Below are 23,988 nucleotides of genomic sequence, written 5' to 3'. Positions count from 1 at the left end.
TATAATTTTAGACCACGCTAAATTCAAGATTTTGGCATGCGATTGTATACAAAATTCGCACATCATTTCACATACTCCGCGGTAGGTTCGCCCAGCGCGTCCTCATCCGGATGCACACCGAGACCCGGCGTTTCCGGCAAGTGTAGGTGACCGTCGACGTTGCGCGGGCCGCGCCCACCCGCAATATCGACGGTGATCATATCCTGACAGGCCCATACAGCGTGGCAATTGGTGTCCGGAATGGTGGCGGCCAGATGCAAGGCCTCGGCATCGGCCAGAACCGAGCCACCCGTGGCCATGACGAACATATCGATACCATGCGACAGCGCGATATCCCGTATCCGCGCGGCTTTGGTCAGACCGCCGACGCGGTTGAGTTTGATCCCGAAGATCTCGGCGATCCCATCGCGGGCAATGCGGGTTGCATCCTGCAGGGTCACGAGGCTCTCATCCACCGAAACGGGCGAGGCATGACGGCCCGAGATCGCGGCGATATCATCCAGCGTCTCGCCGGGTTGTTCGAACATCACGTTCAGGTCTTCGCAAGCACTCATCACCCGTAGGGCCTGTTGTCGGGTCCAGCCGCGATTGACGTCATAGAGCACAATCTCTCCCGGTCGCCGGATGCTTTCGACGTCGCGCACGCGAGCAATGTCGCGTTCCACATCACCGCCGATTTTAACCGAATGGGCGATGTAGCCTCGGCTGCGATAGCGTTCCATAACCTCGCGGGTTTCCTCGATGGTCTTGGCTCCAACCGAAGAGGCAATTGGACGCGGCGTGCGTGACCCTCCACCCATCAGATCGGCGATCGGCAGACCCGACGCCTGACCGGCGATATCCCAGCAGGCCATGTCAATCGGGCTTTTCGCATAAAGGTGACCGGGCAGCGCAATATCCATTGCGCGCTCCACCTCCAACACCTTGCGCGGGTCGAGGCCGAGGATGAATGGCGCCATAGTCTGAATTCCAGCACGGATGCCAGGCCCGTGCGCTGGGACGTATGTGTGCCCCCATGGGGTTCCCTCGCCCCAGCCAACCAACCCCGCATCGGTTTCGATTTTCACAATCGTCGCGTCGAGGGATTCAAACTTTAGACGCCCGCCGGACAGCCAGTATGGATGCTCCAGAGGCAGATCGATGTGATAAACCGACAGTCGGGTAATCTTCATTTCAGTTCCACTTCAACAAAGGACATAGGGTCGTCCCCAGCATTGATCACATTGTGTTCGACGCCTTCGTCCCGGCGATAGGCCGTGCCGGCGGGAACCGTCACGTCATTGACTGTTCCGTCGGGCAGCTCTAATCGCATGTGGCAATCGGTGATGGCCGTGATGACATAATCCATCGTATGACGGTGCCATCCGGTTTCCGCGTCAGGAGCAAAGTCAAATCGCGTTACCCGTACGCGGGCGTCGTCAATCATCCGGGTTGCTGTCGCCTGCGATCTCATAAGCGGAACTCCTCAATCGGTTCTCCCAGACTTTCGAAATCCGCGGCCACCCCCAATCCTGGGGCGTCCGAAGCGTAAAGCTTGCCATCCCGCGACACCGGCCCACCGATTCCGGTTGATCGGGTGTTGTAATTCATCAGATCAGTGGTGTTCTGCAGATATTCGGGCGGGGTCGAGGCTGCAAAATGGGCGACGACAGAGGAGGCAATTTCGCCACCCCATGTATCCTCACTGACCACCGGAATGCGGTTGTCGACCAGATAATCCCGCACCCGCCGCGCCTTGCTGAGCCCGCCGAGGTTCGAGATTTTCAGACAGCAGATTTCGGCCCCACGATCCGCGACGATCCGTTGGGCCATATGGATGCCGGTGACGCATTCGTCCAACTTCATCGGTTGCTCAGCCACACGGCGCACCTGTTGGCACTCCTCATAAGTGCGGCAGGGCTGTTCTAGAATGAAGTCCAGATCGCGCGTCGCACGTGCCACCCGGATTGCATTATCTACGCGCCAACCCTGATTGGCATCGGCCATCGCCTTTTCACCCGGTTGCAGCAAGGGCACCGTAGTACGAATGCGGTCAATATCAGTGGTCCAATCGCCGCCCACCTTGACCTGAAACTGCCGATACCCTTGTTCTCGATAGCGGTTTAGCTCGGCCACGGTTTCATCCACCGCCTTTTGCGGCGCGACCCGATACATCGGCGCGCCGTCGGTCAGCTTGCCGCCCAGCAACATCCATACGGGCTGATCACAAGCCTGCCCCAAAATATCCCAGCAGGCCGCATCGAACGGGGCCTTGGCATAGCCATGGCCCTGCACCAGATGATCCATCAGCTGCTCGATCTGCCCCACTTGCCGCGGGTCTTCGCCCAACAGCTTTGGCGCCACCAGCCGCGCCAGTGCCGCGACGCCCTCGGAATGGGCAACCATGTAATTCTCGCCACAAGGCGTGAACTCACCGCAGCCCTGTAATCCGGCATCGGTGTCGATGACAACGACCGAGGCGATGGCCGTTTCGATCGCATTGCCAGCACCCCAGACATAGGCCCCACCCACATAGGGCAGCCCAGTCTGGTAGATGCGGATGCGGGTGATCTTCATGCGACATCCATCCGTGGCAGGTCATCCATGCCTTCGCCACGCCAGAGGACAAAGGTCAGAATTGGCTGGTCGGTCGTGGTCATCGCGTGGCTTTGCCAGCTGTCATGGTGACGCGTCTGGTTCGGGCCGACATAGGTTTCGTCCCCGTCGACACGGAACACCGCCCCACCTGCCAGCGTCAGGTACAACTCTTCGGCCTGATGGCTATGCCAATCATAGTTCAGACCCGCTCCCCAATAGCCCACATAACCTCGCAACCGGGTCGAGTGGAAATGACCAGTCGGGCCAAACAGTTCGTAATACCCATATTTGCTCAGGAAATCCGCACCAACTTCCTCTTCTGTATAAGTATGCTTCCATTGGGCCAAATGTGCGGTTGCCTTAATTGCCGCAACCAGGTCGCGTGTTGACGCACTGCCGTCGAGATCAATGTCGCGCACCAAATCCGTGGCGGGTATTGGCGCAGGCTGCAGACCCGTCGGCGACAGATCGTCAGGCCATGCCGCGAATGCAGCAAGGTCGGGATGCACCTGATGCAGTTGCCGGGCCGCCTCTAATACGTCGTCCAGAGTCATGGGATCACCACGATGTTGCCGGTATGCTGTTTTGCGATGAAGGCGGCTTGCGCTTCGCGCAGCTCCTCCAGCGGATAGGTCGCGGCGAGGGCGGGTTTGATCTCACCGGCCTCGATGTATGTCACGAGGTTCCGCATGACTTGCGGGTCGATCACGGTTGAGCCGGTGAAGGTCAGATCGCGCAGGTAGAAGGTCCGCAGGTCGAAATTCACCATCGGGCCAGCGATTGCACCGGAACAGGTGTACCGCCCGCCGCGCTCCAGAATGTCGATCAGGTTCGGCCAATAGGGGCCACCCACCACATCGGCAACCACGGTGATCTTTTCATCGCCCAGCGCCGACCGCAAATTCTCGGGCGCGCGGGGCAGGATCATGTCAGGGCCAAGCCCGGCCACGTCGGCATGTTTCGCCTCGGACGCCATTGCGATCACACGTGCGCCCCGGCGTTTTGCCAGTTGCACCAGCGCACCGCCTACACCACCAGACGCGCCGGGAACCAACACCGTGTCCTTGTCGGTCACGTTGGCGCGGGTCAGCATCCCCTCGGCCGTGGAATAGGAACAAGAAAACGTTGCCAGTTCCGCATCAGACAGGTCCGAGGTGATCGGCACCGCGTTCTCGGCCAGTGTCGTGGCGTATTCAGCGAACCCTCCGTCCCGTTCCGATCCGAAATAGCCGGTTTTGTCCATGTTGTCGGGGTCCGTCGGATCACGCAGCCATCCATCAGTGATGACACGCTGACCGACGCGGGCGCTGTCGACGCCTTCACCTACCGCTACGATTTCACCGCAGATATCTGCCCCCTGAATACGCGGAAAAGTGATCGGCGCTCCGCCCCAAGTGGGATCGTCTTCGCCCACTTCTTCGAAAGCGCCTCCGGTGGTCGCATCAGTGACCGTTTTGGAATACCAGCCCGAGCGCGTGTTGACGTCTGTGTTGTTCAGACCGCAGGCGGCGACCTTTATCAGAACTTCTCCGGCCGCCGGATCCGGGCGCGGCCAGTCTTTGTGCAGAACCATCTGCTCCAGGCCGCCATGGCCCATCGTGACCATGGCTTTCATCGTGTCGGGAAAGCTCATTACGCAGTCTCCAATGCGGCGTCGGTGCGCGGCAGAAGGCTTTGCGGATCATAGGCAGGTTCCCCCAGCACGCAGGCTGCGCGGAGTTTGCCGTGGACCACCACCTGCAATTTGGTACCGGGTGTTGCGGCCTCGGGCTTGATATACGCAAAGGCGAGGATTTTACCGACCGTATGGCCATAAGCCACCGAGGCCGTCGAACCCACGACACGCCCGTCCAGCATCACCGCTTCACCACCATGTCCGTCAATCTCGCCGTCAGGCTCGATTTCCAGATAGGCGCAGATCCATGGAAGGTCGGTGTTCAGCGTCTTGTCCTTGCCCAGATACTCTTTGTCTGTGCGGGCAAAGCGCAGCACGTCGGCTTCGGCCAGAGTAACCTCATTGGTCAGCTCGCCCGCACCTTTGAAGCCCTTCTCCATCCGCATCACGTTCATGGCAAAGCTGCCGTAGTCGGTAATGCCGTGCGGCTCACCCGCCGCCCAAAGAGCGTTATAGACGTCAAGGCAGGCGGCGTTGGGCATGTGCAGCTCCCAGCCCAGCTCACCAGCATAGGACATACGGAAAGCCCAGACTTTGTGACCCGCGATGGTGATCTCCTGCGCGGACAGCCAGCGGAACCCGGCATTGGTCAGATCGGCATCGGTGCATCGCGCCAGCACCTCGCGCGACCGTGGGCCGTTCAGTGACAGGGCGGACCAATCAGAGGACAGAGCGGTGACCTGCACATCCTCTTCCGCGCGCTGCTGCGCCAGGTGATCCAGCAAGCGCTGTTCGAAGAACGCCGCACAGACCAGATAGAAGCGGTCTTCGGCCATGCGCACGATCGTGGTCTCCAACTCGATCCGGCCACGGCGGTTCAGCATATGTGTCAGCGTGATCGAGCCGACCTTTTGCGGCATCCGGTTGGCGGTCAGTCGGTCTAGCAGGGCATAGGCGTCCGGTCCCGAGACCTCGACCTTGGTAAAGGCGGTGACATCCATGATGCCGACGCGCTCGCGCACCGCTTTGACCTCGGCCGCGACCATGTCATCGGCTGGCGTGCGGCGGAAAGAGTAGTAATCGCGTTGCTCGACCCCGTCCCGCGCGAACCAGCGGGGACGCTCGAAGCCGTAGACCTCTTCATGCACCGCGCCTTTGGAGTTCAGCAGCTCATACAGCGGTGACGGCTTGATCGGACGCCCTTCCAGACGGTTGAAATGCGGGAAGGGGATTTCGTGGCGTAGGCAGTAGTCTTCCTCGGCCTTGATCACCTGCCAGTCCTTGGTGGCATAGCTGCCGAACCGGCGTGGATCGAACTCGCGCATCGAGATATCGGCCGCACCATGAACCATCCAGCGCGCCAGTTCGCGGGTCAGGCCCGGCCCCCAACCGATCCCGATTTGCGTGCCGCAGCAGCACCAGTAGTTCTGCACACCCGGAGCAGGCCCGATCAGCGGGTTGCCATCGGGGGGATGCGAGATCGCGCCGTGCACGTCACGCTGAATGCCCAGTTCGGCAAAAATCGGCATGCGGTTCAGGCTTTCCTCAAGCCACGGCATCACCCGGTCGTAATCCGCATCGAAAAGCCAGTTCTCGTATTCCCACGGGCAGTGATCATGCCAGACCGAGTTCGGATTCTCTTTCTCGTAGATCCCGATCAGCCCGCGCTGTTGCTCCATCCGGATATAGCCAGAGACCTTGCGGTCATCACGGATCACCGGCAGTTCCTTGTCGAGGTTCTGGAACTCGGGCACCGGCTCGGTTACGAAGTAATGGTGCGTCATCGAGGTCATGGGCAATTGCAGCCCAGACCATTCGCCCATTTGGCGGGCATAGGTGCCGCCTGCGTTCACCACATGCTCGCAAGTGATGGTGCCCTGTTCGGTCTCAACCACCCATTCGCCGTTGTCGGCCCGCGTGATGTTGGTGGCGCGGCAGTTGCGGAAGATGCGCACGCCTTTCTGACGCGCCCCGGTCGCCATCGCCATGGTCACGTTGGTTGGATCAACATGACCGTCATCCGGCGTGTGCAGCGCTCCCAGCACACCTTCGAGATTGTAGAACGGGTGCAGCTCGGCCACCTTCTCGGGGCCAACCAGTTCGATGTTGAAACCCAGCGAACGCCCCACCGACAGGGTATGGCGCAGCCAGTCCATCTCATCCTCGGTATAGGCCAGACGGAACGAACCGCAGCCATGCCATGTCACAGGCTGGCCTGTTTCAGCCTCCAACTGGCCGGAATAAAGACCAATGTTGTAGTCCACGCATTTGCCTAGCCCAAAGCTTGAGGTCGAATGCGTGATCTGGCCCGCCGCATGCCAGGTGCTGCCGCTGGTCAGCTCGGCCTTTTCCAGCAAGACGGTATCGTCGCCCCAGCCTTCATGCGCCAGATGATAGGCCAGACCGACCCCCATGACGCCGCCTCCGACGATGACCACGCGGGCGTGGGTGGGCAGATTCTTCTCGGACATGATTTTTCCTCTTCCCGAGTCGCGTTTCTGCTCGACAGGCTAATTCCACAAATGTACCATCGTCAATCATGAATGACACAAATGTATCATCAATCGTTCTCGACCGCCTCACCGAGGAATGGGATGCCCTCACCCCCGAGGCGCAGAAAGCCGCACGTTACGTGCTGGAAAACCCAACAGATGTTGGGGTTTCAACGGTGCGAGAGATTGCCGAGGCCGCAAAGGTCAAGCCCAACACCTTTGTCCGGATGGCGCGGCAGGTGGGGTTCGAAGGCTACGAAGATTTCCGCGCTCCGTTCCGCGATGCGATTCGTAAAGGGGGCGTGTCGTTTCCTGACCGCGCCCGCTGGTTGCAAAACATCGGCAAGTCGGGGGAACTGGGAGGGCTCTATGCCGACATGGTCGGCGCGGCGATCCGCAATATTGAGGACACTTTCGCTGGAATCGACGCCGCGCGCCTGAAATCTGCGGCTGAGGACATCTGGAATTGCCGTCAGATTTTCACGCTGGGTGTCGGCGTCAACAATGCCAACGCACGTAATTTCACCTATCTTGCCTCGACCGGGATGAAGCAGTTCCACGCTATCCCGCGCCCCGGCTCGACCCCGGTGGACGATCTGGCCTGGGCAGGTGAGCAGGACGTGCTGATCGCCATCACCTGCCACCCCTACCGGACCGAGGTAATCGACGCCATCAAGCTGGCGCGGCAACAGGGTCTGACCGTGATCGGCATTTCCGACAGCCCTGCCAGCCCGGTCATCCTGAACGCGCAGCACGGCTTTGTGGTTGCCGCAGACACCCCGCAATTCTTCCCGTCCTCCGTTTCGACCATTGCACTGCTGGAAACGCTGCTGTCCTTCGTGATTGCGGTTTCCAGCGATGAAATCGTCGAACGAGTGGAACGGTTTCACCAACGCAGACACCAACTTGGCCTCTACGCGGAGGAGCCCGAATGAACGCACCCCTGACCCACTCACTGGACGCGCGCTACTACACTGACCCAGCGATCTTCGAGCAGGAGATGCAGGGGCTTCTGGCCCGAACGTGGCAGTTTGCGGGCCATGTCGCACAGGTCCGGGAAACGGGGGATTACTTTGCGTTTGAAATCGCCGGCCAGAACCTGTTCTGCATTCGCAGCCGCGACGGCGAAATCCGCACGTTCTATAACGTCTGCCAGCATCGCGCGCACGAGATGGTGACGGGTGCGGGCAACACCCGCGTCGTTGTGTGCCCCTACCACGCCTGGACCTACGAATTGTCCGGCCAGTTGCGCGCCGGTCCCAATATCAAGTCCGTCCCAGGCTTTGACCGCAGTGCAATCTGCCTGACCTCAGTTCGCACCGAGGTCTTCAACGGGTTCATCTTCGTCAATCTCGATGATGACGCCGCTCCGATGGACGACTGGTACCCAGGCGTGCGCGAGGAAATCCGCGCCTTTGTGCCTCATATCGACGATCTGGAACCGCTGGAATGGGTTGAAATCCCGGAGAACTGCAACTGGAAGGTCAGTATCGAGAACTACTCGGAATGCTACCACTGCCCGACCAACCACCCGACCTTCGCCGAAGGCGTGGTCAAGCCCGAGACTTATGACATTCAGCCCGACGCCAGCGGCGGCTATGTCTTGCGCCACACCACTGAATGCCAGAGCCTCGACAAGATGACCTATCCCATCGACCTGTCAGTGCCACATGCAGGCGACTACCAGTCTTGGTTCCTGTGGCCGATGTTCTCGTTCCAATGTTATCCGGGCAACGTGCTGAATACCTATCACTGGCGCGCAAATGATGCCGACCACTGCACCGTCTGGCGCGGCTGGTACACCGAAGGCGGATCGGAAAGCGCGGTGATCCGGCAACTGGCGGTGCAGGATCGAGAAACAACAGTCGAGGAAGACATTCGACTGGTCGAAAGCGTTCACCGGGGCCTGAAATCCCGCGGCTACCGCCCCGGCCCGCTGGTTCTGGACCCTGGCTGCGGGGTGATGTCGGAACACTCGATCGCCCGGTTGCAACAATGGATGCGCGAGGCGGTGGAATGAGGATCTTTCCTCTAGACACTTGCGATAATCGTTGACGGTATCTGAGAAAAACACCCAGCTTGCTTAAACCCCTCGCGCTTTGCGAGGGTGCCGAACCACATCACACGTATTAAACCCGCTGCCCCAAACACTACCTGATGCGCCAAAAACCGGAGACCTCACATGGCAGATATTTTCGACGAAGACCTTTTCCTAAAAGGGCTAGAGCAACGCAAAGGCACGCTTGGTGCCGAGTATGTGGAAAAAAACCTGGCGGCCGCCGATGATTTTACCCGCCCGTTTCAAGAGGCGATGACGGCCTGGTGCTGGGGGTTCGGCTGGGGCGACGACGTGATCGACGCCAAAACACGCTCGATGATGAACCTTGCGATGATCGGCGCGCTTGGGAAGATGCACGAATGGGAAATCCACTGCAAAGGCGCCATCAAAAACGGTGTCTCGAAAGAGGAAATCCGCGCCATCATTCACGTCATCGGCATATATTGCGGCGTGCCTCAGGCCTTGGAGTGTTTCCGCGTTGCCCGCAAAGTGCTGGAAACCGCATAAAGCGCACGGACCTCAAGCTGGGTTCTGGCGCCTCCTTTCGGGCCAGAACTCATCCACCACGATATAGGCCACGATCACGAAAGTTGCGGCACTGGCGACCTGCAATACTCGCGTGATACTCTTCACATCGGCCTCGTCCGAAAACGGCGCTATTGAGCCTCCGTAGACGATCAGAGCCGTCGTGATCGCTGACCCTGCGGCAGCGGCCAGAGGGATCTGAGCTTTCCCCAACGCGCCCAGTGTGACGCAGAAGAAAAAGCACAACAGCACCGGCGTCAGAAACACCGGTGCTATGACGTTAACCTCATAACAAAGGATCGAAACCGCAGCGCCCAGAAGATTTGCCGTCAGCATGGCAATGGCAACGGTTTTACCCGCAGACGGCATCGCCGCCAGTTGTTGGCTTAGCAGTGCCACGAAAAACAGCACCAGCAACGCCGATGCACCTGATACGAAGAACGCCAAGGCGAAAGGAACGGTGACCAGCGCCATTCGAAATATCCGGCGATGCGGGTCAAAGTCCTGCGCTGCCTCTGCCTTTTTCTGCGCATCGGACGGAGGCTCGGCAGGAATGATCACAAACATAAGCGTGGACACAAAGCCCGCGAAGAACAAGTTCAACGGAATCCAGAACACCAATACCAATGCCAGGTCCTGCGACTGCAGCACAAGGTTCGGAATCATCAACGCCCCCATAAGGGCAATGACACCGGGCAAGACCCCGGCCCCCGAAACAGACCACGTAAACGACAGGATGATCCCAATGGCCACGAGGATCAGAAAGACAACCGGGTATGGCGCAAAGATGGACGACACGAGGAAGGAGATGAACATCAAGCCAATCGAAAACACAAACAACTTACCAAATGCGGCCATAGGCAACGCCGCCGGAGCCTGCAGAAACAAGGCGGTGAAAACTGCGCCCACTACTGCCAACGGCCAGCCCAGAAACAGCCCTAGTGAAAAGACACCGGTCACGCCCACCGCCAGCCGCAGGATTGAGTTCCGGTCCTCAGTACGCATAGGACAGGATTGAGACCACGCGGATATAGGCGCGGCCCACCATGTTCAGCAGCGAATTATCACTGAGATACATGATGACATCCGCCTGCCCGTTCAGCTGAAACCGCAGATCATCTTCGGTGCTGCCGGCTTCGTACCCAGGCAGAACGATCCGCACCGGGAACCGCTCGGGTTCGCGCAAGAACCCTTTGGTGCTGGGCGCACTCGCCAATTGACCGGGTTCATCCCCACCGCTCAGAGACACGGCTGCGCTGAAGCTTTCAATCACACCTGGAACGATCTGTCCGGGGTGCATGTCCAGAACCACATCGACCGGAGAGCCGACAGCGGCGCGGCCAAGGTTGTTTTCGGTGAAATACGCCTCGATCCACACATCGGTTGCATCAAGGAACGTCAACAGGTCCTGACCGGAACGCGCATACGTTCCCGGGGCAATCAGCAGATTGGATATCACCCCCGTTGCCGGAGCTCGCAATTCGGTCCATTCGAGGTTCAGCTCTGCATCGGCAAGGGCGGCCAATGCCCGCTGAATTTTAGGGTTCTCTACACCCTCTGCGCCCAGCCTCTGTTTTGCCTTTTCCAGATCGGCCACAGCGTTTTCCAGATTGGCCTCGGATTCAGCCAGTTGCCCTCGGGCATCGTCAGCCTTTGAGACCGCAATCAGACCCTTCTTTTCCAATGCGAACACACGTTCGGTTTGCAGACGCATCGTGTCCAGATCGCTCTGCGCGCGGGCCAGTTTGGCCTGTGCTGCACTCACCTCGGCCGAGGACGCGCCGACCTCTTGGGTTGCCGCCTCAAGATCCGCTTCGGCCTTGTCGCGTTCAATCTCGTACGGGCGGCGGTCAATCCGCACCAGCACATCGCCGGCCGAAACGACCTGACCGTTTTGCACCAGAACTTCGGTAACCGTGCCTGTGACCTGCGGAACAATCTGTGTCGCCACGGCTTTCACGCGGGCATTTCCGGTGAACGGCGTTTTTCGATCTGCGACCAGATACCAGACAAGGAAAATCAGTATGACCGCCAGCGTCGTCCAGATCGTTTTCCTCATTCCGCCGCTCCTTCGGCAGGTTCCGAGGCATCGGGGGATTCGTCGATCCAGACCTTGAACAGTTCATAGAAAACCGCAAACAGGACCGGGCCCATGAAAATGCCAATCAGGCCATATGCCATCATCCCTCCAAGTACGCCAATCAGGATGACCAACATCGGCGTCTCAAGACCCTTTGAGATGAAAACAGGTCGTAGAAAACTGTCCATGATGGCAACCGGGATCGCCAGAATGGTAAACACTAAGGCCGCTCCACCGGACATGGAGCTCCACGCATAGATAGCCACCGGCAATAGGACGAGACCGGGGCCGATCTGGATGATCGAAAGGATCAGGCACACGAAAGCCAGCGTTGCCGCCGACCCAATGCCGAAAACCGCCAGCAGAATCCACACGACGACAGCCTGTATTGCTGCAACACCGATCACCCCCTTGGTGACGTTTCGGATCGTTGCCCCAGCCAGTGTGACAAACTCTCCGCCACGGGGGGCAAACACGCGGTTGGCGAAACGTTGCAATCCTTGCACCAGGTTCGGCCCGGGGCTGAAAAGCGCGCCCATAATGATGACGGACAGCGCAAGGCCCAGCAACCCTATGCCGATTCCTAGTACTCTGCCGAACAAAGACTTGGTAATTTCCAGTATTTGCGCGCCGTATTTTGCCAGCGCCCCGTCCAGATTGCGTTCGAACATCGTCCAGACATCGGCAATCTTGTTTCCAACTAGCGGAAGCTCCTTGATGCCTTCGGGCGCAGGGGGAATTTTCAGTTCGCCGCGATCTGCCTGTTCGGCAAAGTCTGACCCAAGTTCGGCGGCACCGGACACCGCCGTTGCGACCGGACCCAGCGTAAGTAAAAGACCCAACAGGACCAAGATCGTCGCTGCCAGAGATTTTCGCCCACCTAGCTTGCCTTGAAGCCACTCAAAGACTGGGTAAAGCGCGACGCACAATATCGTCGCCCAGATGACCACGCTGGCCAACGGAGCAACCATGACCAGCGCGCTATAAAGGAACAGTCCAAGGAAAAGTAAGCGTATAGCAAGATCAACGATCTTTGCGTCCTGGGTTTTTTCCATTCCGTCCCTCCCACATTTTGTTTCCTCAAACTTAAACTCAAAAAACACGATGTGTATATATTTTTGGATTTTTGGTTCGGTAGAGCCTTGAAAAATGCAGGGAAATCGCACCGATACTCAACGAATCCGCGGCTTGTGGATTTGTACAAACCACGGAAACACGCCGTTTTAGGTGCCTTCGTCCCCATCATCCTGCGACAGGATTGTGTCAGCGACGGTGGTTGCTGCGGTTACGAATACACCCAGTCCAACGATGATGTAGAGCATCGTAAAAATCTTCCCCGCAGCCGTTTCGGGTGAAAAGTCCCCAAATCCCACCGTCGAAATTGTGACGACCGAAAAGTAAATTGAATCGAGCCAACTCCAGCCTTCGACGAAATGATAAAAGACAGAAGCCCACAAAATCATCCCGACCGTAAAAGCCAGAATTCCTTTTACCCGACCGTCTTTGAATGCAATGCGTATTCCTCGCGTGATCCTTCTAAGTGAATTCATAATGCCCCCTTCGATTGATAAAGGAGGTATAGCAGGGTTTTCGCAATCCTAGAAAACCGGCACGAGATTTTAGTTTTCTAAATTCGCGTCAGATACTGAATAAGCTTGCTTTCAGTTGTGTTGGCACGACGCAGATATCCCCAAGAGCTGCAAAACTAAGCATTAAATATTCCGTCAGAAAGGATAGCTACGGAAGAAGGAGTATCGAATAGGGATTTATTGGTCCTGGCAGGTCGCGATATTTGCAACCAACTAAATTCAGCACAAGTTGCTGGAACAAAGCGTAACGAGAACCTGCCACAAACGGACACCCGAAACCTTTGCGGCGTTTTCGTTTGAACCAGGCGAATATAACAGCCTTCTGATGACCGCAGCAGAAACTGTGATTTTACTCAGACACCCCCACAACAATGGGCAATTTATTATGGCACCAAGTGCGGCGCTACGAACACGGGAAGCGCCCCAAGGTGCGCTAAGTGTTTGATATCCTATCGAGAATATTGGTTGCGGGAGCAGGATTTGAACCTCTGACCTTCAGGTTATGAGATAGCTTACACCTACCTGCACCAACTACGCCCGAAAACGCTGACTTACCCTATCTTATTGGAATCGTTGTTTTATTATTGACGGCCGACACGCTCCGCTCCTACCTCTTACGCCATGAACCGCTTCCAGTTGCTTCCACAATGCTTCCACGGGGCGATGACAGAGAAAGGATGAGGGATGCCAAAACTGACCAAACGCGCCGTAGAAGCCCTGCCTGTTGAGGCGAAAGACTACTTTGTCTGGGACAGCCAGATTGCCGGGTTTGGTGTTCGCGTCATGCCCTCCGGGGCCAAGACCTATCAGGCACAGTATCGCAAGGGCGGAAGGACACGGCGCGTTTCCATCGGACGACATGGCAAGATCACCGTGGACGAGGCGCGAAAGCTGGCAAAAGAACTCATGGGGCAAGTGGCAAAGGGTGAGAACCCCGCCGAAGAGATTGCCCAGCATCGCCGCGCTCCCACGGTCGCGGCCTTGTGTGAGCGGTTCTTTGACACCCACGTTAAGGAACGCTGCAAAGCGTCCACCCAAGGAGAGTATCGCAGGGCGATTGATCTGTTCATCGTTCCGGCCATTGGCAACTTCAAAGTTGTCGAATTGGAACGAAAAGACATAGCCGAACTGCACCACAAATTCCGGGACAAACCCTATCAGGCCAATCGGACATTGGGCGTGTTGTCCAAGATGTTCAATCTCGCGGAAATCTGGGGCTTGCGGCCTGACGGATCAAACCCCTGTCGCCATGTCCCAAAATACCGCGAAGAAAAACGGGAGCGGTTTCTGTGCCAAGACGAGTTGCAACGACTCGGGCAAGCTTTGACAGACGCGGAACGGGATAGCTCGGAGTCGCCATTTGTCATTGCCGCTTTCCGGTTGTTCATCCTGACCGGGTGTCGCCTCGGTGAAATCCAGACTCTGCAATGGTCCTTCATCACAGATGCAGGAATGGAGCTTCCAGACACCAAAACAGGCGCGCGACGCATTCCCCTGCCCCAAGCGGCCCGAGCGGTTCTGACCGCCCTTCCACGGCTTGCTAACAACCCTTACGTCATTGCTGGGGCTATCTCCGGCTACTACGCCACCGACCTGCAAAAGCCATGGCGTCGTATACGTAAACGGGCCGGTCTGCATGATGTCCGTATTCACGACCTGCGCCATACCTACGCGTCAAACGCCGTATCATCAGGAATGCCCATTCAGATGGTCGGACGGTTGCTAGGTCACAGTCAGATTCAAACCACCATGCGGTATGCGCATCTGGCCGATGATCCGGTGCGCCAAGCGGCGGAGAAAAACGCGGCACGGCTTGATACATTTGTAGGTGTTCGGGAACCCCAACAGGCGCTCCGTTTAGTTAGGTAGGGTATTGGGCACGTACTCCCCGCCTTAAACGTATACATAGGCGTGCTACATTACGTAGGACATCTACGTATACGATACGTAACTTGGAGAGTCTCCTCCTACCCGGGGTATACCCGGCCACGCGTATACCCCGGGTAAGGAAAACCACGATCCACGCCGATACTTCGAATGACGGCTCAGAGCCCGAAGCAGACATTAGATTTGAGGCGCACTTAGCCGGTCAGCGGAAAAGCTGCCAGCTTGGATGACCACTTTTTTATTAGCGAAAAATTGTGTTTGATTTCCAGTTGACCCAAGAAACCATCGAAATGGCCAAGGCTCATTAACAAAAGACGAAGAGTGGATGGTGTGACCTGCATTCCAAAATAGCTTTTAAAGTTCCACGTTCACCTGCCCTTTAATAGAGTTTGTTCCGAGTAGTTTAAAACCTCCGCACGACGTCGGTTGTCTAAATTTTTTTGTTTTCAATACAGTAAGGCTCTGTATCTTGAGGAGAAACGACCGGCGTTGGGACCCTGGAGATTTCAGAATGGAATTGATTACAGAACAACTTCGCGCCTTCCCGATCATGGCGCTGTTTCTTTGTTTGGGTCTTGGATACGGGGTTGGAAAGTTTCGGGTCGGCAAGTTCGAATTGGGGGGCATTGCGGGCACTTTGTTGGTGGCGGTCTTCATTGGCCAGATCGGTGGTATCAACCTTAGCACCGATGTTCAGAATGTATTCTTTTCCCTCTTCATATTCATGGTCGGTTACAATGGTGGGCCTCAGTTTTTTGCGGCCTTGAACCGAACTGCGCTGACCAAGTTACTGGCCGCGTTTTTGATGACCCTCTGGGGGTTGTTTTTTGTTATCGTTGTTGCTCGGTTAGCTGGCTTGGACAAAGGGCTTGCCGCAGGGTTGGCCGCTGGCGGCCTGACGCAATCTGCAATCATTGGTACCGCTGGAAACGCTATCGATCTGCTTGGGCTCGCCGCAGATGAGGCGGAAAAGCTGAAAACCAACATCGCCGTAGGATACTCGGTTACTTACATCTTCGGCTCAATCGGCCCGATATTGGCAGTTAGCATCATTCCCATCATCATGCGTGTCGACCTGCGGCAGGAAGCAATTAAGCTGGCTCAGAAACTCAGCGGTGGCGGTCGCAAATTAGAGGAAGGTGAGTTCCTTCCCATGAATCGGTTCGACGCCCGCGCCTATCAGGTAAATGCCGATGCAACCATTGCCGGAAAACCCGTCAAGGACATTGAAAGCGGCTATAATGGCGATCTGATCGTCGAACGATTGCTCCATGATGGCGCTCCTGTGGATCCGACCCCTGACACGGTAGTCAATGTCGGAGACATTGTGGTCGTCTCCGGCCTCGTCGCGACTTTGACCCAGTTCGAGGGGAGCGCTAGTGGTGAAATCGGAGAGTATCCCCCTGAACTGACGGTTGTAGAGGAACGTCGCAACGTCGTGGTCACCAACCGTAAACTGACCGGCAAAACCTTGGCAGAGTTGCGCGAGGCTCTGACGGCGGATCAAAGGCGCGGTGTTCATATCTCAAAGATAACCCGTATGGGCCATGATGTCCCCGTCCTCCACAACACAGAGATCCACGCAGGTGACGAGGTCAGTATTGTCGGTCACAAGGACGACCTGAACCGGGTTGCCAAAGTTGCGGGCTATGTGCCGCCTTCGGCCTCGGTAACCAATTTCATTGCATTGGGGATCGGCGTGGCCATCGGCTATCTGATTGGAGAGATCAGTTTCGTCATAGCAGGAACGAAGGTGGCTTTGGGGTCCGGCCTCGGTTGCCTGGTTACAGGGTTGATCATCGGCTATTTGCGCATCCGGCGGCCCAAGATCGGCGGTATTAACCGCGGGGCCGCGAATTTCCTTCAGAGTTTCGGTTTGGCTGTGTTTGTTGGTGTCGTTGGCCTAAATGCAGGCAAACCCGCATTGGAGGCAATCCAGGAATATGGGATCACGCTGCTGCTTTTGGGTGTTGTGGTTACACTGATGCCCATGATCGTGCAGTTCCCGATCAACTATTTCGCCCTGCGTATCAAGAACCCGGTTGAGGCCTGTGCGGTTGTGACCGGATCACGCTCGGGTAATCCCGGTTTTGCGACACTATTGGAAAAAGCCGGGAACTCGACGCCCACACCCGCCTTCACCATGACCTATGCCGTGGCCAATATCTTCCTGACACTCTGGGGGCCGTTGGTTGTGGCTTTTGTTCCGTAAGTCAGACCGGAAATGGGTACAACAACCGGAATCCTAGCTTGGAAGGGTGAGATCAGCATGTGTGTCAATCATCATGCTGATCCGTTGCTTTACGCCGTTGCTGGATCTTAACCGTGCAAAGGCAGTCCTTTCGAGGCACGATAGGCCTGCACGTAGCCAGTGGCCACCGCGCGCACCGCTCTTCCGATCTGGCGGTAAGCACTATCATCCAAATTGGCGAACGATACCCGCGCCGACCAGTTAGGCGCGTCAAAGCCCGATCCATTCAGCAAAACGATCCCGTGATCTTGAGCCAGTTTGAAGGATATATCCAGCGGGTGAACATTCTCGTTGATCCACTCGACCACCTCTTCGCCCACGTATTTGCGCAGCCAGAATTCGAAGTCGATAATACCGTAGTATTTGTCGAACAGCGGGTTATCGGGAACTTCGATGCCCAGCCCGTCGACCAACTCGTCAAAGCGATGTTTCAGAATACCCCAGCAGAATTTCTGATAGGCCTTCTCTTCGTCCATAAGCTCGACCAGCGAAAACAAAGTCATCATCACCTGTTGTGGCAGCGATAGACCAGCAGTGTGGTTCAGCGCAACATCGCGGCTGTCGGCGACGATCCGGTCGATGAACTTGAACGAGGATGGATCAGGCGTCAGCGTTTCGTAGCGTGCGTTGACGACGGCTTTGGTTTCATCGGGAGCATCCGCAATCATCTTGTCGAAGATGTTGTTCTCAGCCACCAAAATCGCGCCTAAACGCCATCCAGTGCAACCAAAATACTTGGAGTAGGAATAAACCCCGATGATGTTCTCAGGCAGATGCCCCAAGATCGATTGAAAGTTTGGAACGAAGGTCCCGTACACATCGTCAGTCAAAATGATCAGGTCGGGGCGGCGGGTCTTTACGAACTCAACAAGCCGAGCCGAGACCTCGGGGCTTATAGCGACTGAAGATGGATTGCCTGGGTTAACCAGAAAGAGTGCTTTGACTTTTGGGTCGGACAGAATTTCGAAATCGTCGTCGTTGAGTTGGAAGTGGTCCTCTTCTTTCGAAGATACATCCACTGTGTTCAGCCCATAGTCTTCAAGGACCGGCATCTCCAGATAGGGTGTGAAAATCGGTGTACCCAACGCAATCGTGTCACCGGCATTCAGCAATCTCTGGTTCTTGAGCGCTTTGAAGATGTAACACATCGCTGCGGTTCCACCCTCAACTGCGTAGATATCGAACTTCGCATCCGGTCGGTGCCCCGCGCACATCGCCCACATAACGTATTCGTGGACAATCGCTTCGTTGTGTTCCATGCAACGGTCAGGCATCGGGTAATGGTCGCCAATAATACCGTCAGTCAACTCGAGCACGAAATCGTCGGGTATAAAACCAAATTTCTCAATCGCAAAATCAACTACGGCCGCCAAAGTCTCCGCACCAGGAGGGCCGTTTCCTTCAACCGATTTGGCGCAGTACGTTTTTAGCCGGTCATAACAGCTTGGCCCTTGCGGCATCCCAGCCAGACCAACCTTCGGCTCATTTCGATGGCGCTGTGCTTCTGTCATAGCGAACTGCCCTAACAGGAAAAACGCCTCCCGCGCTTTAGTGGCGATCCAGTTTGGATTCCCTCGACCGGCATTTAGATATGGCAGAGCCATCTGTCGCGCCTCTTTTTGCGCCAATTTAATGAGTTCGTCTTTGATCTGAAAAGGACTTAGGTTTTCAAACTTATGCAGGTTGAGCGATTCTGACATGATATCAAATCCTTGCGTAAAAACAGATGACGTAGCTCAGCGGACCGCATGCAGGGCAATGTGTCAATTAAAACAACACCAATTGAAGAGGCCGGTGTGCAGCCGAGGATTGTGTGTTTTCATTAGAAGCCTTAGCTGCAACCATTTTACAAGGCAGTCAGAATGATAGAAATTGTGCTGAGGCTCTGCGCTTGGAGCTGACATCCAACATGAAATTGCACAGTTCGCTAATTACGCATAAACGCCATTGGTCGGGACCGGCAAGGCGATTGCAGTGAACGGCAGAAAAGTCCGCGCAGCGGACATAGCCCTCCTGAAACAGAAGTGCCCTATTGATTGGTATAGATGTGCGCAGGGTAAGTTGTGTCCCGCACGTAAGATATACTGGGGACGTTGCACCCTATTAACTTTACTCACTGCATCACATACCTATCCCCGACATTTAGAAGAGGTGGAGCAGTGAGCCAACCAACCAGCTAGACCGTTTGTGGCGTAGCGGCGTTGCCATAACCCAAGCTTGGATTGTGTATGCAGAGCCAAAGTTGAAGGAGCGCTGGGAAAAGCTGCAGAAATCGTCAGCGATCGGCGCCCTTGAGGATGGGATGACCAAAGCTTCGGCTATGGAGGCAGATGCAGTCACCAAGATTCAAATGCTGTTGGAAGGACCACAGAAAATCCTAGAGGCACGCAATACTCTTAGACAAAACCTCCAAGAGAACATTCTGAAATACATCGCGGGCAGCCATCTTCATGCCTTTGGCTTTGAACCGCCAAGAAGAGTTGCTAGTACCCCGGTTGCAATTCCTAAAGCAGCATGGTCTGGCCGCTGCAATTGGGATGAAGGCAAGCTTAGTTATAGAGGCATGGAGTTTATTGAAGTCCGTCTGACAACCAATCGCATTCGAAATGAAATCCTTGAGCGCGGTCATGTCGACTCCACACCAACGCGCGCCCCGGGCAGGCCATCAGTTAAACCAGACATCGAAGCGGCCTTTCACGCTCTTAACAAGGCCAGAGAAATAGACCCAACGGCATCGCAAATGTCGCACTACCCTAAAGTCAGACGGTGGCTTGAATTGCACCGTCCAGACCTAGACGTGCCACCCGCACAAATAAATTCGGAAACCATTAGAAGAATTATTTCTCCCTTTTTCAATGAGTTAAAGAAAACCAAAAAACAATAAAACATTCAGGGTTTTATTGGCATTTTTTGTGGTTTGGGATTGGTCCAAGTCTAGAGCATCGAAACACACACCGGAGTAAACCGATGCTCACAAACGAACCAGCAAACGACAACAACCGCCCCGCGACGGACTATCTGGACGGCTTTATCGACGAAAGCCAAGCCGCCGATTTCCTGTGCCAGAGCGTGCGCACCATCCAGAAATGGCGCGTGACTGGATTTGGCCCGAAATTCTATAAGTCGGGGCGCTCTGTCCGTTATCGCCGCCGTGAACTTTTGGAATGGGCCGAGGCACATCGCTACGGCAACACCAGCAGTTACACCGCAGCCTGAGTTTTGCCCGCGCGGGGTTGGCAGCGCCGTGCGGGATTTTGGGGCCGGACTGGCTCTGTAGAGGCGCGGGCGAAACAGTCCCGCGCCCTTTTCCTCAAACATCAACAGAAAGACACTGAACCATGGCAAACCAGCCTGCACAGAAATTCAAGATAGGCTTGATTACCGCAACCATCTGGGACAATGATGGCTTCTACTCGGTTGATATGTCCCGCGCCTACAAGACCGATACCGGCGAATGGCGCAATTCGAACAGTTTCCACCATTCCGACTTGCTCAATATCGCCAAATGCGCGGAGCGCGCCGAGATTTGGATTGGCCGTCAAACCAATGCCAAGTGATGGCAGCGCCGGAGCGGCCTCGCTCCGGCCCCAAAACAAATGCTGCCCCGCCGGAGGCACTAAGGGGGCAAAAGCCCCCGCATTCTTTTCCACAACATCGCCACATAACCCAGCGGCAGGGCATGCCGCGTTAGAGGGGGGTCTTGTAACACCCCCCTCCACGAATACGAAAGCGAAGGCCAGCGCAAATGGAAGCTACTATCCTGCATTCAGGCTTCGATGGGCTGAGATTCACTATTCAGGCCGATATCCCTAAGGACTTTCGCGAAGAACTGGCATCCGCCAAGCAACATGCCAAGGAGACCTATTGCGATTGCGCCCTCGAATTTGGCTCTGTGTCCCTGAACGTGACCAGCAAGGGCGCACGTGGCTTCACCGCCCATACCGGCGACCATGGGGCCGTGTGGCTGTTCCAAGACCCGCAGGACCGCATTTCCAATAACCCCGGGATCACCCCGTCGACTTCCGTGCCTTTGGCCTTGCCACGGCCGGTCTAGAAGGTGCTGAGCGGCACTTTCGCGACTGCATGGAGGCATTTGGGATCAAATACTTAGAAACCCAATTGCGCGTGGCGCGGGCTGACTTTGCCGTCGACTTGCTGGCCCCGCGGTTTGAACCCGACCGGGAAGCCTTGGTGGTGCCACCCGGCACAAAAGTCACCGAATATACCGGTGTTGATGAAACCGCGACCGTATCAAGTGGAGCACGGGTAGTTGGCTTGCGTGCCGGTGCCGTCGCCAACCGGCAATTGGCGATCTATGACAAGCGCGCCGAGGTCATCCAGCAAAACAAAATGGGGTGGCTGACGATTTGGAATGCAGCACTTGAGGCCGCAGACAAACCGCCGCTAGACCTGACCGACCGGGCAGCAAGTCAGGTTTGGCGCTTTGAGATGCGGCTTGGCTCCAAACAACTCCGCAACCGCTTCGAGATGCGGAATTGGCAGGACGTACGTGACGTCATCGGAGACGCCTTCACAGACGCGCTAGGGCGTATCCGATACTGTATGCCATCTGCAGACGGAAACCGCGCACGCTGGCCCACACACGAGCTGTGGCAGCAGGTTGAAGCCGTGGTTGGCAATGACCTCTTACAGAATTGTGCAGGCGTCTTGCCCAGCGACGTGATGGAAGCCAATCGCGCCGCCAAGATGCGGGAGTTGGATGCACAGCTTCTGGGCTTGTTCATAACGCGAGCCGCTATTTCAGACGTTTCTGCGGATAGTTTTAGTGAATTTATGGAAGGTCACTCCGACGTACTGGCTCGGCTCGCTGTAGAGAATACCACACCTCTCGAAGAACGACTTGCCAAGGCTCGCGGGAAGTACCGGTTGTCTTGAGTGGTCGCGTAGCGGCTGTTCGCCGCGTTTGCAGCACCGTATTTTCATTTGAATAACTGCTGTGCGGTCAAAAAACTGTCTTTTCGATTTAAGCAAACGAAAACCGGCGCAGAAACGCGCCGGTCTGGGTGTCTAAAGTAACGTGCATCAGGCGATCAAAGTGCCGTCTTCATTGTAAAGGATATACGCGTTGTCGGCGACGACCAGAGTCTCCAAAAGATTGATGTCATCAGACAGATCATTCGCATGGTCCCCCGTCAGAGCGTCTTGATCGACATAGTAGCCGATGTCAGCAAGTGCTGCGATGGACCAGTCAGAAAGATACGCTCCTTCTACAGTATCGAGATAACCGGTCAGGAGCTCATCACCGTGAACATCGTCATCCCAATGCGCCAAAGCCGTACCAGAACCACCCTCTGTTTCGACGATGATTTGGTCACCGTCGGTCCAACTTTCGCTTATATACTCAGCGTTCCCTGCGGCTCCGTTGTATACGGCAGTTGTTTCATACACATCATCAGTTGGACGACGTGTATCTTGTCCAGCAACCTGTGTTGACGTCTGAGAAATGATGTCAGGGTAGTAATTGTCCCACAGCGTGCCGAAGCCCAACGCATGAAACATCTCATGCAGCACCACGTCATCCCAAGTTCCGTACGTGGACAGGGCCTGCGCATCTGAGGTGTCGAACTCCATCAGACCTACGACGGCGGTATAGGCATCTAAAGCAGTTGCTTCGCGGGCGGAGAAGACATTCGCGCCGCCCAAGATGTTACCGACTCCATCAATATCTGTCAGGCGCGCTTCAATAAGCACATCATCGACAGTGAAGATGTTGGTGCCAGTTGGATCAAATGTGTTGAAGGATTGTGGATCATCCCAAAGGCCTTGCGTCATGATGGAGCTAATAAACTCTGCAGAAAGAGCAAAGGCGTCCATGTAAGCTTCATAGCCGGTCCAATCGCCGTAAAACTCAATTTCGACGTTGAAGTGATCCACACCATCCGCATCGGCGGTGCCGCTGAAGTATTCCGCGAACAGATCGTTTGTACCGTAACCGGAGGATGTGTCGTCATCATCGCCCGAACCATCGTCACCGCCGCCACCACCACCGAATGGACCACCACCTACGCCGTCCGGTCGCTGAAACGCGAACTCATCATTGTCGAATGCATTGCCATTTGACGTAAACAATTTCCTATTTACCGAACCGCCGTTGTGACCAACTTTATAGCCTTCGTGATCGTGCAGCTCGTAGTCGTTGCCGGTCGCCACAGCAAATACAAATTCTTCATGATTCAAAGTTACGAAATTCAATAGATTGTTAGACAGCTCTTCAAAAAAGCCCCTGTGCAGGTGCCGAAGTTCCTGTGTAACCAACCTCAAAACCTTCGTGGTAGGGATCGTCATTCAGATCAAATACGTCATTGGCATTGCCGCCTGACACTTCAGATACAAATTCGTTTAAACTTATGGGCGACTCAGTCAATAGCTTGTTTGGCACCCCTTCAGCAGGCCCTCATGCCGACGCTTGTTCGGACAGAGTGTTGGAAAACAAGTTTTCAAAGACTTCCGTTATTCTATAAAAGGGCGCGAATACTGTATTTCTGGACATCACAAACCATCCTTTACAATTTACTAGAAACACTGGCGGACTCTGTTCGCAATGAACGAGCCCAATTCAAACATCCATTCATCAGAATATAATTTTGAAGTTTAACAAATTAGGAAGGCGCCATTCACCTTCTATTAATGCCGTCGAACGGTAGCTCGGGGTAGCTGGCTTCGTCGTGACCTATGCGTATGTTTGGCGAAGTTATGCCTGTTGCCGTTCTACCACACGGCTTTTCCTGCCCCTTTTGCTTCCACAGTGCTTCCAGCTGTGTTGGCGGAATGCAAAAAGCCTCGCGTTATGCGAGGCTAAGTGTTTGATATCTGACTGAGAAGTTTGGTTGCGGGGAGAGGATTTGAACCTCTGACCTTCAGGTTATGAGCCTGACGAGCTACCGGACTGCTC

At 55.8% G+C, this 23,988-nt stretch carries 22 protein-coding genes; 10 read left to right on the top strand and 12 right to left on the bottom strand.

The window, feature by feature from the left end; genetic code table 11:
* Nucleotides 1-62 precede the first annotated feature (62 nt).
* Genes GOW93_RS14245 through GOW93_RS14220 form a run of 6 tightly spaced genes read right to left on the bottom strand, consistent with a single transcriptional unit; the run spans nucleotide 63 to nucleotide 6,663 of the window.
* On the bottom strand, nucleotides 63-1,172 hold the full coding sequence (locus GOW93_RS14245; protein WP_170385506.1) for a mandelate racemase/muconate lactonizing enzyme family protein: 1,110 nt from the start codon (nucleotides 1,170-1,172) through the stop codon (nucleotides 63-65).
* Nucleotides 1,169-1,453, bottom strand: coding sequence for a cupin domain-containing protein (locus GOW93_RS14240; RefSeq protein ID WP_170385504.1), 285 nt, complete (start codon nucleotides 1,451-1,453; stop codon nucleotides 1,169-1,171). The genes GOW93_RS14245 and GOW93_RS14240 overlap by 4 nt, the downstream gene beginning before the upstream one ends.
* Nucleotides 1,450-2,556, bottom strand: a complete 1,107-nt coding sequence (locus GOW93_RS14235; RefSeq protein WP_170385501.1) for a mandelate racemase/muconate lactonizing enzyme family protein — start codon at nucleotides 2,554-2,556, stop codon at nucleotides 1,450-1,452. The genes GOW93_RS14240 and GOW93_RS14235 overlap by 4 nt, the downstream gene beginning before the upstream one ends.
* Nucleotides 2,553-3,131, bottom strand: a complete 579-nt coding sequence (locus GOW93_RS14230; protein WP_170385498.1) for a dimethylsulfonioproprionate lyase family protein — start codon at nucleotides 3,129-3,131, stop codon at nucleotides 2,553-2,555. Before GOW93_RS14230 ends, GOW93_RS14235 begins: the two co-directional genes overlap by 4 nt.
* Nucleotides 3,128-4,210: an alcohol dehydrogenase family protein gene (locus GOW93_RS14225; RefSeq protein ID WP_254443602.1), complete on the bottom strand. Its 1,083-nt coding sequence runs from the start codon at nucleotides 4,208-4,210 to the stop codon at nucleotides 3,128-3,130. The genes GOW93_RS14230 and GOW93_RS14225 overlap by 4 nt, the downstream gene beginning before the upstream one ends.
* Nucleotides 4,210-6,663 (bottom strand): FAD-dependent oxidoreductase, encoded by a 2,454-nt coding sequence (locus tag GOW93_RS14220; protein WP_170385495.1) that lies wholly within the window; start codon nucleotides 6,661-6,663, stop codon nucleotides 4,210-4,212. Before GOW93_RS14220 ends, GOW93_RS14225 begins: the two co-directional genes overlap by 1 nt.
* Nucleotides 6,664-6,731: 68 nt before the next feature.
* Here GOW93_RS14220 and GOW93_RS14215 point away from each other — a divergent pair, with 68 nt between their 5' ends.
* The 3 genes from GOW93_RS14215 (at nucleotide 6,732) to GOW93_RS14205 (ending at nucleotide 9,250) form a co-directional block, all read left to right on the top strand.
* Nucleotides 6,732-7,619, top strand: a complete 888-nt coding sequence (locus GOW93_RS14215; protein ID WP_170385492.1) for a MurR/RpiR family transcriptional regulator — start codon at nucleotides 6,732-6,734, stop codon at nucleotides 7,617-7,619.
* Nucleotides 7,616-8,704, top strand: a complete 1,089-nt coding sequence (locus tag GOW93_RS14210) for an aromatic ring-hydroxylating oxygenase subunit alpha (RefSeq protein WP_170385490.1) — start codon at nucleotides 7,616-7,618, stop codon at nucleotides 8,702-8,704. Before GOW93_RS14215 ends, GOW93_RS14210 begins: the two co-directional genes overlap by 4 nt.
* Before the next feature lie 162 nt (nucleotides 8,705-8,866).
* Entirely contained in the window at nucleotides 8,867-9,250 is a 384-nt protein-coding gene (locus GOW93_RS14205) for a carboxymuconolactone decarboxylase family protein (protein WP_170385487.1), read from the top strand.
* Between the two features lie 12 nt (nucleotides 9,251-9,262).
* Here GOW93_RS14205 and GOW93_RS14200 read toward each other — a convergent pair whose 3' ends face one another.
* The 4 genes from GOW93_RS14200 to GOW93_RS14185 form a co-directional block, all read right to left on the bottom strand.
* Complete coding sequence (locus tag GOW93_RS14200; RefSeq protein WP_170385484.1) at nucleotides 9,263-10,273, bottom strand: DUF2955 domain-containing protein; 1,011 nt, start codon at nucleotides 10,271-10,273, stop codon at nucleotides 9,263-9,265.
* Nucleotides 10,263-11,327 carry an HlyD family secretion protein gene (locus GOW93_RS14195; RefSeq protein WP_170385481.1) on the bottom strand — a complete coding sequence of 355 codons (1,065 nt, stop codon included), beginning with the start codon at nucleotides 11,325-11,327 and terminating at the stop codon, nucleotides 10,263-10,265. Before GOW93_RS14195 ends, GOW93_RS14200 begins: the two co-directional genes overlap by 11 nt.
* On the bottom strand, nucleotides 11,324-12,403 hold the full coding sequence (locus GOW93_RS14190; protein ID WP_170385478.1) for an AI-2E family transporter: 1,080 nt from the start codon (nucleotides 12,401-12,403) through the stop codon (nucleotides 11,324-11,326). The genes GOW93_RS14195 and GOW93_RS14190 overlap by 4 nt, the downstream gene beginning before the upstream one ends.
* Before the next feature lie 168 nt (nucleotides 12,404-12,571).
* Nucleotides 12,572-12,898 (bottom strand): potassium channel family protein, encoded by a 327-nt coding sequence (locus GOW93_RS14185; RefSeq protein WP_170385474.1) that lies wholly within the window; start codon nucleotides 12,896-12,898, stop codon nucleotides 12,572-12,574.
* A gap of 723 nt (nucleotides 12,899-13,621) precedes the next feature.
* Here GOW93_RS14185 and GOW93_RS14180 point away from each other — a divergent pair.
* Together GOW93_RS14180 and aspT are read left to right on the top strand one after the other, a co-directional pair.
* Entirely contained in the window at nucleotides 13,622-14,806 is a 1,185-nt protein-coding gene (locus GOW93_RS14180; RefSeq protein WP_170385471.1) for a tyrosine-type recombinase/integrase, read from the top strand.
* A gap of 529 nt (nucleotides 14,807-15,335) precedes the next feature.
* The gene (gene aspT, locus GOW93_RS14175; RefSeq protein ID WP_170385469.1) at nucleotides 15,336-17,036 is read left to right on the top strand and encodes an aspartate-alanine antiporter; all 1,701 of its coding nucleotides are present in this window, start codon (nucleotides 15,336-15,338) and stop codon (nucleotides 17,034-17,036) included.
* A gap of 107 nt (nucleotides 17,037-17,143) precedes the next feature.
* Here aspT and GOW93_RS14170 read toward each other — a convergent pair whose 3' ends face one another.
* Nucleotides 17,144-18,775: a bifunctional aspartate transaminase/aspartate 4-decarboxylase gene (locus GOW93_RS14170; RefSeq protein ID WP_170385467.1), complete on the bottom strand. Its 1,632-nt coding sequence runs from the start codon at nucleotides 18,773-18,775 to the stop codon at nucleotides 17,144-17,146.
* A 542-nt stretch (nucleotides 18,776-19,317) separates the two neighbouring features.
* On the opposite strand from GOW93_RS14170, the gene GOW93_RS14165 reads away from it, so the two are divergent.
* From GOW93_RS14165 to GOW93_RS14150, 5 genes are all read left to right on the top strand, one after another.
* The gene (locus GOW93_RS14165) at nucleotides 19,318-19,959 is read left to right on the top strand and encodes a hypothetical protein (protein ID WP_170385464.1); all 642 of its coding nucleotides are present in this window, start codon (nucleotides 19,318-19,320) and stop codon (nucleotides 19,957-19,959) included.
* An 83-nt stretch (nucleotides 19,960-20,042) separates the two neighbouring features.
* Nucleotides 20,043-20,291 carry a helix-turn-helix transcriptional regulator gene (locus tag GOW93_RS14160; protein WP_170385461.1) on the top strand — a complete coding sequence of 83 codons (249 nt, stop codon included), beginning with the start codon at nucleotides 20,043-20,045 and terminating at the stop codon, nucleotides 20,289-20,291.
* Between the two features lie 122 nt (nucleotides 20,292-20,413).
* Nucleotides 20,414-20,632 (top strand): hypothetical protein, encoded by a 219-nt coding sequence (locus GOW93_RS14155; RefSeq protein WP_170385458.1) that lies wholly within the window; start codon nucleotides 20,414-20,416, stop codon nucleotides 20,630-20,632.
* Nucleotides 20,633-20,820: 188 nt separating this feature from the next.
* Nucleotides 20,821-21,129 carry a hypothetical protein gene (locus GOW93_RS20790; RefSeq protein WP_254443600.1) on the top strand — a complete coding sequence of 103 codons (309 nt, stop codon included), beginning with the start codon at nucleotides 20,821-20,823 and terminating at the stop codon, nucleotides 21,127-21,129.
* A 29-nt stretch (nucleotides 21,130-21,158) separates the two neighbouring features.
* Entirely contained in the window at nucleotides 21,159-21,971 is an 813-nt protein-coding gene (locus tag GOW93_RS14150) for a hypothetical protein (RefSeq protein WP_254443598.1), read from the top strand.
* Between the two features lie 147 nt (nucleotides 21,972-22,118).
* Here the strand turns inward: GOW93_RS14150 and GOW93_RS14145 are convergent, their stop codons facing one another.
* Nucleotides 22,119-23,381, bottom strand: a complete 1,263-nt coding sequence (locus GOW93_RS14145) for a leishmanolysin-related zinc metalloendopeptidase (RefSeq protein WP_170385454.1) — start codon at nucleotides 23,379-23,381, stop codon at nucleotides 22,119-22,121.
* Nucleotides 23,382-23,988 lie beyond the last annotated feature (607 nt).

It is taken from the genome of Ruegeria atlantica, assembly GCF_013032455.1.
GTDB lineage: Bacteria > Pseudomonadota > Alphaproteobacteria > Rhodobacterales > Rhodobacteraceae > Ruegeria > Ruegeria atlantica_B.
This window is presented reverse-complemented; position numbering and strand designations above follow the sequence as displayed.